Annotated in this window: 16 protein-coding genes and 1 other RNA gene; 6 read left to right on the top strand and 11 right to left on the bottom strand. The window is 58.3% G+C overall.

All coding sequences use genetic code 11. The features are described 5' to 3' along the window. Positions 1-324: 324 nt before the first annotated feature. An RNA gene (rnpB, locus tag PMI21_RS28465) (RNase P RNA component class A) lies at positions 325-678 on the bottom strand. A gap of 76 nt (positions 679-754) precedes the next feature. Beyond that, entirely contained in the window at positions 755-1,660 is a 906-nt protein-coding gene (rsmI, locus tag PMI21_RS09505; RefSeq protein WP_018930125.1) for a 16S rRNA (cytidine(1402)-2'-O)-methyltransferase, read from the bottom strand. 177 nt (positions 1,661-1,837) lie between these two features. Here rsmI and PMI21_RS09510 point away from each other — a divergent pair, with 177 nt between their 5' ends. The 4 genes from PMI21_RS09510 to PMI21_RS09525 all read left to right on the top strand — a co-directional run bounded on the left by PMI21_RS09510 (position 1,838) and on the right by PMI21_RS09525 (position 5,284). After that, the gene (locus PMI21_RS09510; RefSeq protein WP_007939832.1) at positions 1,838-3,649 is read left to right on the top strand and encodes a penicillin-binding protein activator; all 1,812 of its coding nucleotides are present in this window, start codon (positions 1,838-1,840) and stop codon (positions 3,647-3,649) included. Next, complete coding sequence (locus PMI21_RS09515) at positions 3,649-4,011, top strand: YraN family protein (protein WP_007904371.1); 363 nt, start codon at positions 3,649-3,651, stop codon at positions 4,009-4,011. The genes PMI21_RS09510 and PMI21_RS09515 overlap by 1 nt, the downstream gene beginning before the upstream one ends. A gap of 104 nt (positions 4,012-4,115) precedes the next feature. Beyond that, the gene (locus PMI21_RS09520) at positions 4,116-4,709 is read left to right on the top strand and encodes a phosphoheptose isomerase (RefSeq protein WP_007939831.1); all 594 of its coding nucleotides are present in this window, start codon (positions 4,116-4,118) and stop codon (positions 4,707-4,709) included. Beyond that, a complete protein-coding gene (locus tag PMI21_RS09525) occupies positions 4,706-5,284 on the top strand; it encodes a BON domain-containing protein (protein ID WP_007939830.1) in 579 nt (192 codons plus the stop codon). Before PMI21_RS09520 ends, PMI21_RS09525 begins: the two co-directional genes overlap by 4 nt. 98 nt (positions 5,285-5,382) lie before the next feature. Here the strand turns inward: PMI21_RS09525 and PMI21_RS09530 are convergent, their stop codons facing one another. The 7 genes from PMI21_RS09530 to rplM all read right to left on the bottom strand — a co-directional run bounded on the left by PMI21_RS09530 (position 5,383) and on the right by rplM (position 10,270). Next, positions 5,383-5,796 carry a ClpXP protease specificity-enhancing factor gene (locus PMI21_RS09530; RefSeq protein ID WP_007939829.1) on the bottom strand — a complete coding sequence of 138 codons (414 nt, stop codon included), beginning with the start codon at positions 5,794-5,796 and terminating at the stop codon, positions 5,383-5,385. A 16-nt stretch (positions 5,797-5,812) separates the two neighbouring features. Continuing rightward, positions 5,813-6,430 carry a glutathione S-transferase N-terminal domain-containing protein gene (locus PMI21_RS09535; RefSeq protein ID WP_007939828.1) on the bottom strand — a complete coding sequence of 206 codons (618 nt, stop codon included), beginning with the start codon at positions 6,428-6,430 and terminating at the stop codon, positions 5,813-5,815. Positions 6,431-6,580: 150 nt separating this feature from the next. Beyond that, a complete protein-coding gene (locus PMI21_RS09540; RefSeq protein WP_007939827.1) occupies positions 6,581-7,363 on the bottom strand; it encodes a cytochrome c1 in 783 nt (260 codons plus the stop codon). Then, positions 7,363-8,574 carry a cytochrome b gene (locus PMI21_RS09545; RefSeq protein ID WP_007939826.1) on the bottom strand — a complete coding sequence of 404 codons (1,212 nt, stop codon included), beginning with the start codon at positions 8,572-8,574 and terminating at the stop codon, positions 7,363-7,365. Before PMI21_RS09545 ends, PMI21_RS09540 begins: the two co-directional genes overlap by 1 nt. Next, positions 8,574-9,167 carry a ubiquinol-cytochrome c reductase iron-sulfur subunit gene (gene petA, locus PMI21_RS09550; protein ID WP_007939825.1) on the bottom strand — a complete coding sequence of 198 codons (594 nt, stop codon included), beginning with the start codon at positions 9,165-9,167 and terminating at the stop codon, positions 8,574-8,576. Before petA ends, PMI21_RS09545 begins: the two co-directional genes overlap by 1 nt. A 267-nt stretch (positions 9,168-9,434) precedes the next feature. Further along, positions 9,435-9,827, bottom strand: a complete 393-nt coding sequence (gene rpsI, locus PMI21_RS09555; protein WP_003228056.1) for a 30S ribosomal protein S9 — start codon at positions 9,825-9,827, stop codon at positions 9,435-9,437. Between the two features lie 14 nt (positions 9,828-9,841). Next, on the bottom strand, positions 9,842-10,270 hold the full coding sequence (rplM, locus tag PMI21_RS09560; protein WP_007939824.1) for a 50S ribosomal protein L13: 429 nt from the start codon (positions 10,268-10,270) through the stop codon (positions 9,842-9,844). A 245-nt stretch (positions 10,271-10,515) separates the two neighbouring features. Here rplM and PMI21_RS09565 point away from each other — a divergent pair, with 245 nt between their 5' ends. Further along, positions 10,516-11,556 carry an NADP(H)-dependent aldo-keto reductase gene (locus tag PMI21_RS09565; RefSeq protein ID WP_007939823.1) on the top strand — a complete coding sequence of 347 codons (1,041 nt, stop codon included), beginning with the start codon at positions 10,516-10,518 and terminating at the stop codon, positions 11,554-11,556. 129 nt (positions 11,557-11,685) lie between these two features. On the opposite strand, the gene PMI21_RS09570 is transcribed toward PMI21_RS09565, so the two are convergent. Beyond that, positions 11,686-12,822, bottom strand: coding sequence for an acyl-CoA dehydrogenase family protein (locus PMI21_RS09570; RefSeq protein WP_007939822.1), 1,137 nt, complete (start codon positions 12,820-12,822; stop codon positions 11,686-11,688). Positions 12,823-13,066: 244 nt separating this feature from the next. On the opposite strand from PMI21_RS09570, the gene PMI21_RS09575 reads away from it, so the two are divergent. Continuing rightward, complete coding sequence (locus PMI21_RS09575) at positions 13,067-13,963, top strand: GlxA family transcriptional regulator (RefSeq protein WP_172901249.1); 897 nt, start codon at positions 13,067-13,069, stop codon at positions 13,961-13,963. A gap of 175 nt (positions 13,964-14,138) precedes the next feature. Here the strand turns inward: PMI21_RS09575 and zapE are convergent, their stop codons facing one another. After that, positions 14,139-15,233, bottom strand: a complete 1,095-nt coding sequence (gene zapE / locus PMI21_RS09580) for a cell division protein ZapE (protein ID WP_019582361.1) — start codon at positions 15,231-15,233, stop codon at positions 14,139-14,141. Positions 15,234-15,297 lie beyond the last annotated feature (64 nt).

Genomic DNA, 15,297 nt, shown 5'->3' with positions numbered 1-15,297 from the left:
CGCTCAAAAAACCCACTTCATGCCACTTTCCGCCACTTGCGCACACTATAGGAATGCGCCCACCACACCGTCAAGGCGCGGATAGAAGGAAAAGCCTTACAGAACGGAGATTTAGGAGCGTAAAAGGAGGGGGAACGAGAATCTGGCGGGTGAATTTGTTCAATAACTTGAATCAGCACAGAAGGCTGCGTTCAGAAGTTAAAGTAGTTTGTTAAGAGTAAGATTTTTTCGGTATTACAAAAGCGCTTCTGCTATTGATTCAGCAGGGAGGGAAATTGCCATTACGCATATCGCTGCCAATGATTGAAGCAGAGAGGAAAAAAGGTGGAGAGTCGATCTGTAAGCCGGGTTCTGTCTTGAACAGTCATTCGTCTACGATGGCCATCACTGGACATCTTTAGCAACCTACCCGGTCCCAGCGCGGGCCACGCCTTGGGACCCTATTTGGTCTTGCTCCAAGTGGGGTTTACCTAGCCACGAACTGTTGCCAGACGTGCGGTGCGCTCTTACCGCACCTTTTCACCCTTACCGGCGCCGAAGCGCTTAGGCGGTTATTTTCTGTGGCACTTTCCGTAGGCTCACGCCTCCCAGGCATTACCTGGCACTTCGCCCTATGGAGCCCGGACTTTCCTCCCCCCCCTAATTTTCATAGAGGGCAGCGACTGTCCGATCGACTCTCCGCCGCGAAGGTTAACGGCAGAGCGGCCGAAGAACAAGCTCTAAAAGCCTCTGCCCCGCGCTGCGCGTCGCTTTTTTACTCGCCCTTCTGCTTATCCAGCGCAACCTGATAGAGCACATTCTTGCGCTCGCCGGTAATTTGCGCCGCCAATGCCGCCGCACGCTTGAGCGGCATCTCTTCGAGCAGCAGGTTGAGAATACGCATGGCTTCGCTGCTGACAGCGTCCTCAGTCTCGGGAGCAGACCAGCCAGCAACCAGCACTACGCACTCGCCGCGCTGCTGGTTGCTGTCCGATTCGACGAACTCGCGCAACTCGGCCAGCGGCAAGCCTTTAAGGGTTTCGAAGGTCTTGGTCAGCTCGCGCGCCAGCAATGCCGGACGATCGGCGCCGAATACCAGCTCCATGTCTTGCAGGCATTCAAGGATGCGGTGCGGGGCCTCATAAAAAATCAGCGTGCGCGGCTCTTCTTTTATCAGTTCCAGGCGAGCGCGCCGGCCGACAGCCTTGGCCGGTAGAAACCCTTCGAAGATGAAACGGTCCGATGGCAGCCCCGCCGCCGAGAGTGCCGCAATCAATGCACAGGCACCCGGAACCGGCACCACATTGATCCCCGCGGCACGAGCCTGGCGCACCAGGTGATAACCCGGATCGGAAATCAGCGGCGTCCCGGCATCGGAGATCAATGCCACATCGTCGCCAGCGAGCAAGCGAGTGATAAAGCGGCTACCTTCATCCCGTTCGTTGTGTTCATGGCAGGCCGCCAGTGGCGTGGGGATGCCGAAGTGCTGCATCAATCGCTGGGAATGGCGAGTGTCTTCGGCAGCAATCAACGAAACCTCCCGCAGGATCTTCAGCGCACGCGCACTGATGTCGTCCAGGTTGCCGATGGGCGTCGCCACCACATAAAGCGAGCCAGCAGCGGAATTCAAAGCACCTGGAGCAGTCAAAGCGCACACCTCATGATCGGTAAAAGCCGCCATTGTAGCGCGTAGCGACATTCGCGATACCTGCAAGCAACCCTCGGTTTTCCAGCCTTTTGTGCAGTACTGCAACATTTGCACGAGCTAAATTGATCGATTCACGCCAGTAACATCGCGCCCCGGCCAGCGCTTGGGTACAATTCCACGCTTATTTGATCGAGTATCAGGAACACTTACATGATCGCTTGCCTGCGGCTGTTCTCTGCCCTCTGCCTCGCTGCCTTGCTGGCGGCTTGCGCCAGCTCGCCCTCCTCCAGCCTTGGCGAACTTCCACGGACCCCGGATGCCAGTATCGAGCAACTGCTCGAACAGGCCGCTCAAAGTAAAACGCCGGACAAGGCAGCCTTGCTGCGCTTGAGCGCGGCAGACCTGGCTTATCGTCAGGGCAATGCCGGCCAATCCGCGCAAATCCTGCAACAAGTACCGATGGAACAACTCAAGCCTGGTCAACAAGTCTTCGCCAGCACCCTGGCGGCTGAATTGGCCATGGTGCGTAATCAGCCCAAAGCGGCGCTGACGGCCCTGAGCCATCCGAGCCTGCAACGCCTGAGCGAACTGCCAGCCGAACAACAGGTTCGCACCGGCACCGTTCATGCCCGCGCCCTTGAGGCCGACGGCCAGACCCTGGCCGCCGCACGGGAGCGCATTTTCATCGCCCCCATGCTGAGCGATCAAGCTGCGAGCAAAAACCACGAAGCGATCTGGACCCTGATCGCTTCACTGCCGACCGATCAATTGCAGCCGACCACCGACGACGATCTCGGCGGCTGGATAACCCTGGCCCGGGCAGTGAAAACCGCCGGCACCCTGGAACAGCAGCAAGCCGCAATCGACAACTGGCGCGCGAACAATCCAAAGCACCCGGCCGCCATCCAGTTGCCGTTGCCACTGACCAAACTCAAGGATCTGGCCAGCCAGCCCCTGAGCAAGATTGCCCTGCTGCTGCCGCAAGACGGCCCGCTGGCGTCGGTCGGCAAAGCATTGCGCGAAGGCTTCCTGGCCGCGCACTACCAGGCACAACAAGCCGGGCAGAAGCCGCCATCCATCGAGTTCTATGACAGCTCGCGCCTGAACTCCCTCGACGAGTTCTATCGCAAGGCCCAGGCCGACGGCGTGCAACTGGTGGTCGGCCCGCTGGAAAAACCGCTGGTCAAGCAGCTCAGCGCTCGCCCACAACTGCCGATCACCACCCTGGCGCTGAACTACAGCGAAGGCGAACAAGGTCCGGCCCAGCTGTTCCAGTTCGGCCTTGCCGCTGAAGACGAAGCCCGCGAAGTGTCCCGTCGTGCACGCGCCGATGGCCTGCATCGCGCCGCCATCATGGTGCCGAAGGGCGAATGGGGTGACCGCGTACTCAGAGCATTCAGCCAGGATTGGCAAGCCAACGGCGGCAGCATTGTCGCAACCGAGCGCGTCGACCAACCGGTGCAACTGGCCCAGCAAATTGCCGACATGTTCCAGCTGCGTCAGAGCGAAGGCCGCGCCAAGAGCCTGCAAAACACCGTTGGCTCGCAGGTAGCCGCCCAGCCTTCGCGTCGTCAGGACATCGAGTTCATCTTCCTGGCCGCGACGCCGCAACAGGCTCAACAGATCAAACCGACCCTGAACTTCCAGTACGCGGGTGACGTGCCGGTTTACGCCACCTCCCACGTATTCAGCGCCAGCGGCGACCAGAACCAGTACAACGACATGAACGGTATTCGCTTCTGCGAAACCCCATGGCTGCTGGATGCCAACGACCCGCTGCGCAAACAGGTCACCGCACAATGGCCACAAGCCGCCGGCAGCCTGGGCCGTCTATACGCAATGGGCGTTGACGCCTATCGCCTGGCACCACGCCTGGGGCAACTCAAGGCCCTGCCGGACAGCCGCATCGAAGGTCAATCGGGCAGCCTGGGCATGACTCAGAATCAACGGGTCGTGCGTCAGTTGCCATGGGCAGAGTTCGTCAACGGTCAGGTTCAACGCCTGCCGGACACCTCGCACTGATGCCCGACAGGTCACGCCAGCAAAGCGGTAAGGATGCCGAGCGCCATGCGCTCGAGCATCTTCAGCAACAAGGTCTGCGCCTGCTGGCGCAGAACTGGTTATGTAAACGCGGCGAGCTTGATCTGGTCATGCTTGATGGCGATACAGTAGTATTCGTCGAAGTCCGCTACAGAAAAAACACCCAATGGGGTGGCGCGCTCGATAGCATCGATGGGCGCAAACGGCAGAAACTGATTTTCGCCGCGCAGTATTTTCTTCAGCGCGAGTCGCGTTGGGCCAATTCCCCTTGCCGCTTCGACGTGGTTGCCATCGACAGCAACCTTGATCAGTTGAACTGGTTGCAGAATGCCTTCGACAGCTGATCGCTTGCGCCCCGAACCGGACACCTTCACCCAACACTTTTGCTCTTTGCTTTGCGGGCTGCACATTCATGTGCCGAGTAGCCGCGCTAATTAAGGTCACACAGATGGACATGCAATCGCGAATTCGCCAGCTTTTTCAGGCCAGTATCCACACCAAGCAACAGGCGATGGACGTACTTGCACCGCACATCGAGCAAGCCAGCCAGGTCATGGTCAACGCCCTGCTCAACGAGGGCAAAATGCTGTCCTGCGGCAACGGCGGTTCCGCCGGTGACGCACAGCACTTCTCGTCCGAACTGCTCAACCGCTTCGAGCGCGAGCGCCCGAGCCTGCCGGCCATCGCGCTGACCACCGACAGCTCGACGATCACCTCGATCGCCAACGACTACAGCTACAACGAAATCTTCTCCAAACAGATTCGCGCTCTCGGTCAGCCAGGTGACGTATTGCTGGCCATTTCCACCAGCGGCAACTCGGCGAACATTATTCAAGCGATCCAGGCCGCACATGATCGCGAAATGATTGTCGTAGCATTGACGGGTCGTGATGGCGGCGGCATGGCTTCATTGCTATTGCCCGAGGACGTTGAGATTCGCGTACCGGCCAATGTCACTGCACGTATTCAGGAAGTCCACCTGCTGGCGATCCATTGCCTTTGTGATCTGATCGACAGCCAACTGTTCGGGAGTGAAGAATGACCCCTAATCGCCTAGGCCTTCTGGCCTTGACCCTGTGCCTCGGCATCAGCGGCTGCACCTCGGTGGTTAACGCCAGCCGTGAAGCACCGATCGAAGATGACCGCGGTACGCGCACCTTCGGCAGCAAGATCGACGACTCTCTGATCGACACCAAGGTCGGCGTGAACATCGCCAAGGCCGATCCGGACCTGGACAACAACTCGCACATCGTCGTCACCAGCTTCAACGGCGTGGTGCTGCTGGCCGGGCAAACGCCGCGTGCCGACCTCAAGGCCAAGGCCGAACAGGTCGCCGCCTCCGTTCAGCGCGTGAAGAAGGTGCATAACGAACTGCAAGTGCTGCAGCCCTCCTCGCTGCTGGCGCGCCAGAACGACACCTGGCTGACCACCAAGATCAAGACCCAGATGCTCACCGATCCCTCCATCCCGGGCTCGCGCATCAAGGTTGTGACCGAAAACGGCATCGTTTATCTGCTCGGCCTGCTGACCAAACAGGAAGCGGCGCAGGCGACCAATCTGGTGCAAGGCGTTTCTGGCGTGCAGAAGATTGTGAAGCTGTTTGAGTACATCGACTGATACTTGCTTACCGGCGATGGCATCCTTGAGATCGCCATCGCCCTGCAGGTGCGTGTTGAAGTAATAAAAAAGGCGATCCATCCGGATCGCCTTTTTTATTACTTCACCACCTTCAAACTCGGTCGACCGCTGGGACGCGGCGGCTCGCTGTCGGGTGGCGGGATATCATCATCCGGCTCGATCTCTTCCTCGTCGTCCAGAGGCGATTCCATATCGAACACCATGCCTTGGCCGTTCTCCCGAGCGTAAATGCCCAGGATCGACGCAATAGGCACGTACAGGGTGTGCGGTACGCCACCGAAGCGCCCTTCGAAACTGACCGCCTCGTTATCCATGTGCAAATGACGCACGGCTGCCGGGGATACGTTCAGGACAATCTGACCGTCACTGGCAAACCCCTGAGGCACCTGTACCGACGGATACTCGGAATTGACCAGCATGTGCGGGGTGCAATCGTTGTCCACAATCCACTCGTAGAGCGCGCGGACCAGATAAGGTCGACTGGAGTTCATAGCGGCTCCTTAAGCCTTAGCGCATATCGCGTTCGACACCAGACAGACTCGCCTGGAAAGCCTCACGCGCAAACTGGCGCTCCATATAATCAAGCAGCGGCTTGGCAGGCCGCGGCAGTTCTATACCCAGAATCGGCAATCGCCAGAGTATTGGCAATAGGCAGCAATCCACCAGGCTTTGTTCCTCACTGAGGAAAAACGGCTTGTCGGCGAATAACGGCGACACGCCTGTCAGGCTTTCGCGCAGCTCTTTACGAGCCACCACGCGGGCGGCTTCCTTGGTCCGCGAATCCAGAATCAGATCCACCAGGCCACACCAGTCACGCTGAATGCGATGAATCAGCAGACGGCTGTTGGCACGCGCCACGGGATAAACCGGCAGTAGTGGCGGATGCGGGTAACGCTCATCCAGATATTCCATCACCACGGTCGACTCCCACAACGCCAAGTCACGATCGACCAGGGTGGGCAGGCTTCCATAAGGGTTCACTTCAATCAGTTTAGGCGGCTGACGACCAGCCTCCACGTAAATGATCTCGGCGCTGACACCCTTCTCTGCAAGTACGATGCGCACTCGGTGGGAATAGTGGTCGGCGGGGTCGGAGTAACAGGCCAACCGATTGGTCACGCCCATGGCGGTCCTCCTCGCTTGTTGAAATTATCGGAAACGGAAAAACACGCGCGCCCAGAGGGCGCCTCCCGTAACGCCTGGCTCACCAGACTCGTTACACCTTCAGAGACGCCCCTGGGCGCGCGCGATTAACAGCAATGGCTTACAACGTTATCAATGGACGTCTTTCCAGTATTCACGCTTGAGCAAGTAAGCGAATACGAAGAAGAACGCCAGGTACAGCAACACATAGGTACCGATGCGCTGATGCTGCAGCTTCACCGGGTTGGCCGAGTAGGCCAGGAAGGTCACCAGATTCTTGACCTTCTCATCGAACTGCTCTTCGGTCAGCGTACCGGTTTTCGGCAATACAGTCAGCTGATCGCAGGCTTCATGAGTCAAAGCGGTACCGGTCAGCGGATCGAATTGCTTCTTGCCGTCTTCGACGATTTGAACCTGTTTACAGCCTACCACCTGACGACCCTGCAAGCCGACCAGAACGTTAGGCATGCCGACGTTCGGGAACACCTTGTTGTTCACGCCCCATGGACGCGACGGGTCTTCATAGAACGAACGCAGGTAGCCATAGAGCCAGTCGGTGCCACGAACGCGAGCCACCAGTGTCAGGTCAGGTGGCGCCGCACCAAACCAGGTCTTGGCGTCAGCCGGCTGCATGCCGATGCTCATGTGGTCGCCGATCTTGGCGCCAGTGAACACCAGCTTCTCGAGCATCAGCTCGTGAGGAATGCCCAGGTCATCGGCGACACGCTCGTAGCGCTGGAACTTGGCACTGTGGCAGCCCATGCAATAGTTGGCGAACGTACGTGCGCCATCCTGCATGGCAGCCTTGTCGGAAACGTCGATGTCGACTTTTTCCAGCTCGGGACCACCGTGTTCGGCCGCGAAGGACAGTGCTGGCAGAGCAGCAAGAATCAGTACAGCAAATAGTTTTTTCATCAGCCAGTCACCCTTTCCGGAACCGGTTTGGTCTTCTCGAGCCTGGTGTAGAACGGCATCAGAATGAAGTAGGCGAAGTACAGGAAGGTACAAACCTGCGACAGCAAGGTACGTTCCGGGGTAGGCGCCATGACGCCCAGCCAGCCAAGAATCACGAAGGAGATGCAGAATACCCAGAGCCAGATCTTGCTCAGCCAGCCCTTGTAGCGCATGGACTTGACCGGGCTACGGTCAAGCCAGGGCAGGACGAACAGCAAGGCAATCGAAGCACCCATGGCAACAACACCCAGGAGCTTGTCCGGAACTGCCCGCAGAATCGCGTAGAACGGCGTGAAGTACCAGACCGGAGCGATGTGCTCAGGGGTCTTGAAGGCGTTCGCCACTTCAAAGTTCGGCTTCTCGAGGAAGTAGCCGCCCATTTCCGGGAAGAAGAACACGATCGCGCAGAAGATGAACAGGAACACCACCACGCCGACGATATCTTTCACGGTGTAGTACGGATGGAAGGCAATGCCGTCCAGCGGCACGCCGTTTTCGTCCTTGTGTTTCTTGATGTCCACGCCTTCCGGGTTGTTCGAACCGACTTCGTGCAATGCCAGAATGTGCAGCACTACCAAGCCGAGGATCACGATCGGCAAGGCAACCACATGCAAGGCGAAGAAACGGTTCAGGGTAATACCGGAAATCAGGTAGTCACCACGGATCCACTGGGTCAGATCGTTACCAATGACCGGGATCGCACCGAACAGCGAGATGATCACCTGGGCACCCCAGTAGGACATCTGGCCCCACGGCAGCAGGTAACCCATGAAAGCTTCAGCCATCAGCGCCAGGTAGATCAGCATGCCGAACACCCACACCAGCTCACGCGGCTTCTGGTACGAACCGTAGAGCAGGCCACGGAACATGTGCAGATAAACCACGATGAAGAACGCCGAAGCGCCGGTGGAGTGCAACAGACGCAGGATCGAGCCGTACTCGACGTCGCGCATGATGTATTCGACGGAAGCGAATGCTTCTTCCGCCGACGGGGTGTAGCTCATGGTCAGCCAGACACCGGTAACGATCTGGTTGACCAGAACGAGCAGCGCCAGGGAGCCAAAGAAATAGAAGAAGTTGAAGTTCTTCGGGGCGTAATACTTGCTGAGATGGTCTTCCCACATTTTGGTTGCGGGGAAGCGCGCATCAACCCAATCCATGAACTTGCTCATCACGCTTTCTCCGTATCGACGCCAACGACAATGATGTCATCGGTCTCATAGGAATGCGGGGGAACTGGCAGGTTCAAAGGCGCGGGTTGCGACTTGTAGACGCGGCCAGCCAAATCGTAGTGGGAACCATGGCAAGGGCAGAAATAGCCCCCGACCCAATCCTTGCCCAGATCGGCAGGTGCTACTTCCGGACGGAAGGTCGGTGAGCAACCCAAGTGAGTGCAGATGCCGATCAGCAGCAGAACTTCTGGCTTGATCGAACGCGTCTGCGGGTCGACATAGGTCGGTTGCGTCGAGTTCTTGGAGGCGGGGTCAGACAGCTGGCCCTCAATCTTTTTCAGATTCCCCAGGATTTCCTCGGTACGGCGGACGATGAACACCGGCTGGCCGCGCCACTCAGCAATCATTTGCTGACCCGGCTCGATTTTGCTGACATTCACTTTCACCGGTGCACCTGCGGCTTTCGCCTTGGCACTGGGAAACCATGACCCCACGAACGGGACCGCAGCCCCCACCGCTCCTGCAGCACCCACCACGGATGTGGCTGCTACCAAGAAGCGACGCCGGCCTGCATTCACGCCGTCATTGCTCATTCAGTCCTCTCCCATCAGCTTTGTGGCCTGTTAAATCAGGCGTCTACTAAGTAAAAATCTGAACTTATAAAAATTTTGCCGAATGGTAATGAAAAGCCCCAATTCTGACAAGGTAATTACCGAAGGGCTCCACTGCCAAGCCTTGTAGTATAGGGCCTCTGCGGATGTGGCAAGTTGTCACAGCGTAATTCGTTGATAAATCGCGCCCATAAAAAAACGCCCAGCTTCGCAAGGAAACTGGGCGTTCTTTTTGAACGTGAAAGCGAATTAACGCTTCGAGTACTGCGGACGCTTACGCGCTTTACGCAGACCGACTTTCTTACGTTCAACTTCACGTGCATCGCGGGTTACGAAGCCAGCTTTGCGCAGAGCAGAGCGCAGAGTTTCGTCGTAGTCCATCAGAGCGCGAGTGATACCGTGGCGGATTGCGCCAGCTTGACCACTTACACCACCGCCGATCACGGTGACGTAGATGTCGAACTTCTCGACAGTCTCAGTCAATTCCAGCGGCTGACGAACTACCATGCGGGCAGTTTCGCGGCCGAAGAAATTATCCAGCGAACGGTTGTTGATGGAGATGTTACCAGTGCCCGGACGCAGGAAAACGCGTGCGGTTGCAGTCTTGCGACGGCCAGTGCCGTAATTTTGAGTCGCCGACATAATGAACTATTCCGTTAAAACTTCAGTTCTTGGGGCTGCTGAGCAGTATGAGGGTGAGCAGCGCCCGCATAGACTTTCAGCTTACGATACATGTCGCGACCCAGCGGGTTCTTAGGCAGCATGCCTTTGACCGCGGTCTCGATCACGCGCTCAGGGGCTTTAGCGATCAGCTTTTCGAAGTTGATCGACTTGATGCCGCCCGGGAAACCGGAGTGGGAGTAGTACATTTTGTCAGTGGTTTTAGCGCCAGTAACACGTACTTGCTCAGCGTTGATTACGACGATGTAGTCGCCGGTGTCAACGTGAGGAGTGTACTCAGCCTTGTGCTTGCCACGCAGACGGCTCGCGATTTCAGTGGCCAGACGACCCAGGGTCTGACCAGCAGCGTCGACGACAAACCAGTCGCGCTTTACTGTTTCCGGTTTAGCAGTAAAAGTTTTCATTCTTTATAGCCTCAGGGGCCGCCCTGTAAATTAGACGGCGGATCTTACTGAATAGTGCGTACTTTGACAAGTCAAAGGCAGCCGGATACAGACGCTTTCGGGGGCTCGGGTCGGCGCGTCCGTTCAACGGCAAGATTCTTCGGCGGCGGCGCATCACTTCCACTGCAGAAAGAGGTGCGCAATTATGCAGATTGCGAAAAATATTTCAACCTGCTTTTATGATTGTTTTGCCCAAGGAGCACCCGATGGACTATCGCCAGCTAGGCCGTACCGATCTGAACGTGAGTGCAATCTGCCTCGGCACCATGACCTGGGGCGAGCAAAACAGCGAGGCTGAAGCCTTCGCCCAGATCGAACGCGCCAAGGGCGCCGGGATCAATTTCATCGACACCGCCGAGATGTACCCGGTGCCGCCCAAGGCCGACACCTACGCCACCACCGAGCGCTACATCGGCAACTACTTCAAAAGTCGCGGCGATCGCGCCGACTGGATCCTGGCGAGCAAGATTGCCGGCCCCGGCAACACCATCGACTACATCCGCGACAAAAACCTGCGGCACAATCGCCAACACATCAGCGAAGCCGTGGATGCCAGCCTCAAGCGCCTGCAAACCGACTACATCGACCTGTATCAGCTGCACTGGCCGGAACGCAGCACCAATTTCTTCGGTCAGCTCGGTTACAAGCACAAGATAGAAGCCAATCTGACGCCACTGGAAGATACCCTCGAAGCGTTGGACGAGCAGGTCAAGGCCGGCAAGATCCGCCACATCGGCCTGTCCAATGAAACCCCATGGGGCACCATGCGCTTTCTCGCCCTCGCCGAAGCCCGTGGCTGGCCCCGCGCGGTATCCATCCAGAACCCCTACAACCTGCTCAATCGCAGCTTCGAAGTCGGCCTGGCGGAGATTGCCATCCGCGAACAATGTGGCTTGCTGGCCTACTCGCCACTGGCGTTCGGCTTTCTGTCGGGCAAGTACGAAGGTGGCGCGCGTCCGCCCAAAGGTCGCCTGAGCCTCTACAGCCGCTTCAGCCGCTATTTCAACCCGCAGTCGGAAGCAGCGTGCAGCCGTTACGTGGCACTGGCCCGTAAACACGGCCTGGATCCGGCGCAGATGGCGCTGGCGTTCGTCACGCAACAGCCGTTCGTGACCAGCAACATCATTGGCGCCACGACGCTTGAGCAACTGGACAGCAACATTGCCAGCCTCGATTTGAAACTCTCGGATGAAGTGCTGGCGGGCATTGAGGCGATTCATCAGGATCAGCCGAACCCGGCACCGTAACTCACGTCGACGATCGTTCCCACGCTCTGCGTGGGAATGCATCCCGTGACGCTCCGCGTCACTTCCAAAGCGGACGCAGAGCGTCCATGGCGGCATTCCCACGCAGAGCATGGGAACGATCACGCTGCATTACAGCGACCGCGCAATAATCTCCTTCATGATTTCATTGGTCCCGGCATAGATCCGCTGCACCCGCGCATCCGCCCATGCCCGGGCGATCGGGTATTCCCACATGAATCCGTAACCGCCATGCAACTGCACGCATTCGTCGAGCACCTTGCATTGCAGGTCGGTGCCCCAGTACTTGGCCATCGCCGCTGTCGGCACGTCGAGCTTGCCTTGCAGATGCAGTTCCAGGCAGCGATCGACGAAGACCCGGCCGATCTGGATCTCGGTCGCCATTTCGGCGAGCTTGAAGCGGGTGTTCTGGAAGTCGGCGATGGCCTTGCCGAACGCCTTGCGCTCACGGGTGTAATCCAGCGTCCATTGCAGCGCCGCTTCGGCGGACGCCAGGCCGCCCACCGCGACCGTCAAGCGCTCCTGCGGCAATTCCTGCATCAGGTAAGCGAAGCCCATCCCGGCCTGCCCCAGCAGGTTTTCCTTGGGCACCCGAACATCCTGGAAGAACAGCTCCGAGGTGTCTTGAGCCTTCATGCCGACCTTTTCCAGGCGCTTGCCCTTGGCGAAACCCGGCGTGTTGGCCTCCACCAGAAACAGACTGGTGCCCTTCGCCCCCGCCTTCGGATCGGTCTTGGCCACGACGATCACCAGGTCAGCCAGAAAGCCGTTGGTGATGAAAGTCTTCGAACCGTTGATCACGTATTCGTCGCCTTCCAGCACCGCAGTAGTCTTCACCCCTTGCAGGTCGGAGCCGGCACCCGGCTCGGTCATGGCAATCGCAGTGACCATCTCGCCAGACACCAGTTTGGGCAGGTATTTGTGCTTCAGCGCCTCACTGCCGTAATGCAGGATATAAGGCGCAACAATGTCCGAATGAAGAGAAAATCCGATCCCGGTCAGCCCCAGACGACCGACCTCCTCGATCACCACTGCACTGTAGAGAAAGTCCGCCCCCAGCCCGCCGTATTCTTCCGGCAGATGCGAACAGAGCATCCCCGCCTCCCCCGCCTTGTTCCAGAGATTGCGGTCGATATAGCCTTGTTTTTCCCATTGCCCATGGAACGGCACGGCCTCTTTTTCGAGGAACGTTCGCACGCTGTCGCGAAAAAGTTCGTGCTCGGAGCTGAACAAGGTTCTGGGGATCATGCGTCACCTGTCGTTATTGTCAGACGGAATTGATCTTCAGAGACTAAGCCTCGCTTCCGATACAGGACACTGGACACATCCGACAAAAAATAAGACGATCCAGCCGTCTGGTGACCACTTTCCCCTATAAGAATAAAGTTGAATTATGTCTAACCAAGCCTCCAAGCCCTTGCGGCGCGTCAGCATCCTGGCTATCGACCGGGTTTTCGCTTCCACCCTCATGCAAGCCAAGGATTTCTTCCATCTGGCCAGCCTGCGCTATGGCAAACAACTGGGCCACGGCCTGACACCGGCGTTCGAAACCCGGCTGGTCAGCCCCGACGGCAAACCGGTGAACAGCTTCAGCGACGTGATCATGCCGGTGGATGGCGGCCTGGAAAATGCCGACGTCATCATCCTCCCCGCCTTCTGGGACGATTTCGACACGCTCTGCAAACGTTATCCACAGGTCCTGCCGTGGCTGCGCGAACAACACGCCCGCGGGGCAGTGCTGTGTGGCGAGGCCACGGGGGTGTTCTGGCTCGCCGAAGCCGGGCTGCTCAACGGCAAGGAAGCGACCACGTACTGGCGCTTCTTCAATGCTTTCGCCGAACGCTTCCCTCAGGTTCACCTCAACCAGGACAAACACCTGACCGACGCCGACAACCTGTATTGCGCCGGCGGCACCACCTCGGCCTGCGACCTCTACATTTACCTGATCGAGCGCTTTTGCGGTGCCAACGTGGCCCAGGCCGTGGCTCGCGACATTCTCTACGAAGTACAACGCAGCTATGCGCCGGGGCGGATCGGTTTCGGCGGGCAGAAACTGCACCAGGATGTGATCATCCTGCAGATCCAGCATTGGCTCGAAGAACACTTCGCCGATAAATTCCGCTTCGAAGACGTGGCCCGCGAACACGGCATGAGCATCCGCAACTTCATGCGACGTTTCCAGACCGCCACCGGCGATAAACCGCTGCATTACCTGCAACGCCTGCGCATCGAGACCGCCAAGGGCTTGTTGTCCGGCAGCCGCAAGAGCATCAAGACCATCAGCTATGAAGTCGGATACGACGATGCGAGCTTCTTCGCCCGCCTGTTCCGCCAGCATACGGAGTTGTCGCCGAATCAGTATCGGCAGCAGTTTCAGCAGGCGGCGTAGGCCGCCCCCGAATGATCGTTCCCACGCTCTGCGTGGGAATGCCGCCATGGACGCTCTGCGTCCGCTTCGGAATGTGACGCGGAGCGTCACGGGATGCATTCCCACGCGGAGCGTGGGAACGATCAATAAACAAAAAAGGCCTGCAATGCAGGCCCTTTTTATTTTCCGAAATGTCCTACGGCTTGTGCGCCCGGGACAGGAATTCGTGAGACTGCATTTCCAGCAAGCGGCTAAGCGTGCGCTGGAACTCGAAGGTCAGGCGACCGCCGGTGTAGAGGTCTTTAAGCTCGACTTCGGCAGAGATGATCAGCTTCACGTTGCGGTCGTAGAACTCGTCGACCATGTTGATAAAACGTCGGGCGATGTCGTCGGTGGTGACGCTCATCTGCTCGACGCCGCTGAGCAACACGGCATGGAAGATCTTGCCCAGTTCGATGTAGTCGTTCTGGCTGCGCGGGCCGTCGCACAGTTCGCGGAAGTCGAACCAGGCCACGTCATCGCAGGTGCGCACGGCGCGGATTTCACGGTTCTCGATCATCAGCACGTCGTTCTCGACGGCAGCCGTGCATTCCGGCGTCAGGGCCCGGAAGCTCTTGCGCAGGCTTTCCTGGGCGGCTTCGTCCAGCGGGAAGTGGAACAGCTCCGCTTGCTCGAGGTGACGCAGGCGGTAATCGACGCCGCTGTCGACGTTGACGATTTCGGTGTTCTGCTTGATCAGCGCAATGGCCGGCAGGAAGCGCGCACGTTGCAGGCCGTCCTTGTACAGACCGTCCGGCACGATGTTCGAGGTCGCGACCAGGGTCACGCCGTTCTTGAACAGCTCTTCCATCAGCGTGCCAAGGATCATGGCGTCGGTGATGTCGGAGACGAAGAATTCATCGAAGCAGATCACTCGCGTCTCGTCGGAAAAGCGCTTGGCGATGATCGTCAGCGGGTTTTTCTCGCCGCCCAGAGTCTTCATCTCTTCGTGCACGCGCTTCATGAAGCGGTGGAAGTGAGTGCGGGTCTTTTCCTTGAACGGCAGCGCTTCGAAGAAGGTGTCGACCAGGTAAGTCTTGCCGCGACCCACGCCGCCCCAGAAGTACAGGCCCTTGACCGGCGCCTGGTCTTTCTTGCCAAACAGCTTGCCGAGCAGGCCCGGTTTGTTCTGCGAGGCCGCGACCAGATCGTCGTACAGGCGCTGCAAATGACGCACTGCCGTTTCCTGCGCAGCATCGTGGAAGAATTCCGGGCGTTTCAGATCAGCTTGGTATCGTTCTAGGGGCGTCATAATTCGTTAGCAAGGCAACAAAAACGGGCCGTCACTGTAGCGACGGCCCGTGGGAATGGCAATC

This window comes from Pseudomonas sp. GM18 (assembly GCF_000282195.1).
Lineage (GTDB): Bacteria > Pseudomonadota > Gammaproteobacteria > Pseudomonadales > Pseudomonadaceae > Aquipseudomonas.
This window is presented reverse-complemented; position numbering and strand designations above follow the sequence as displayed.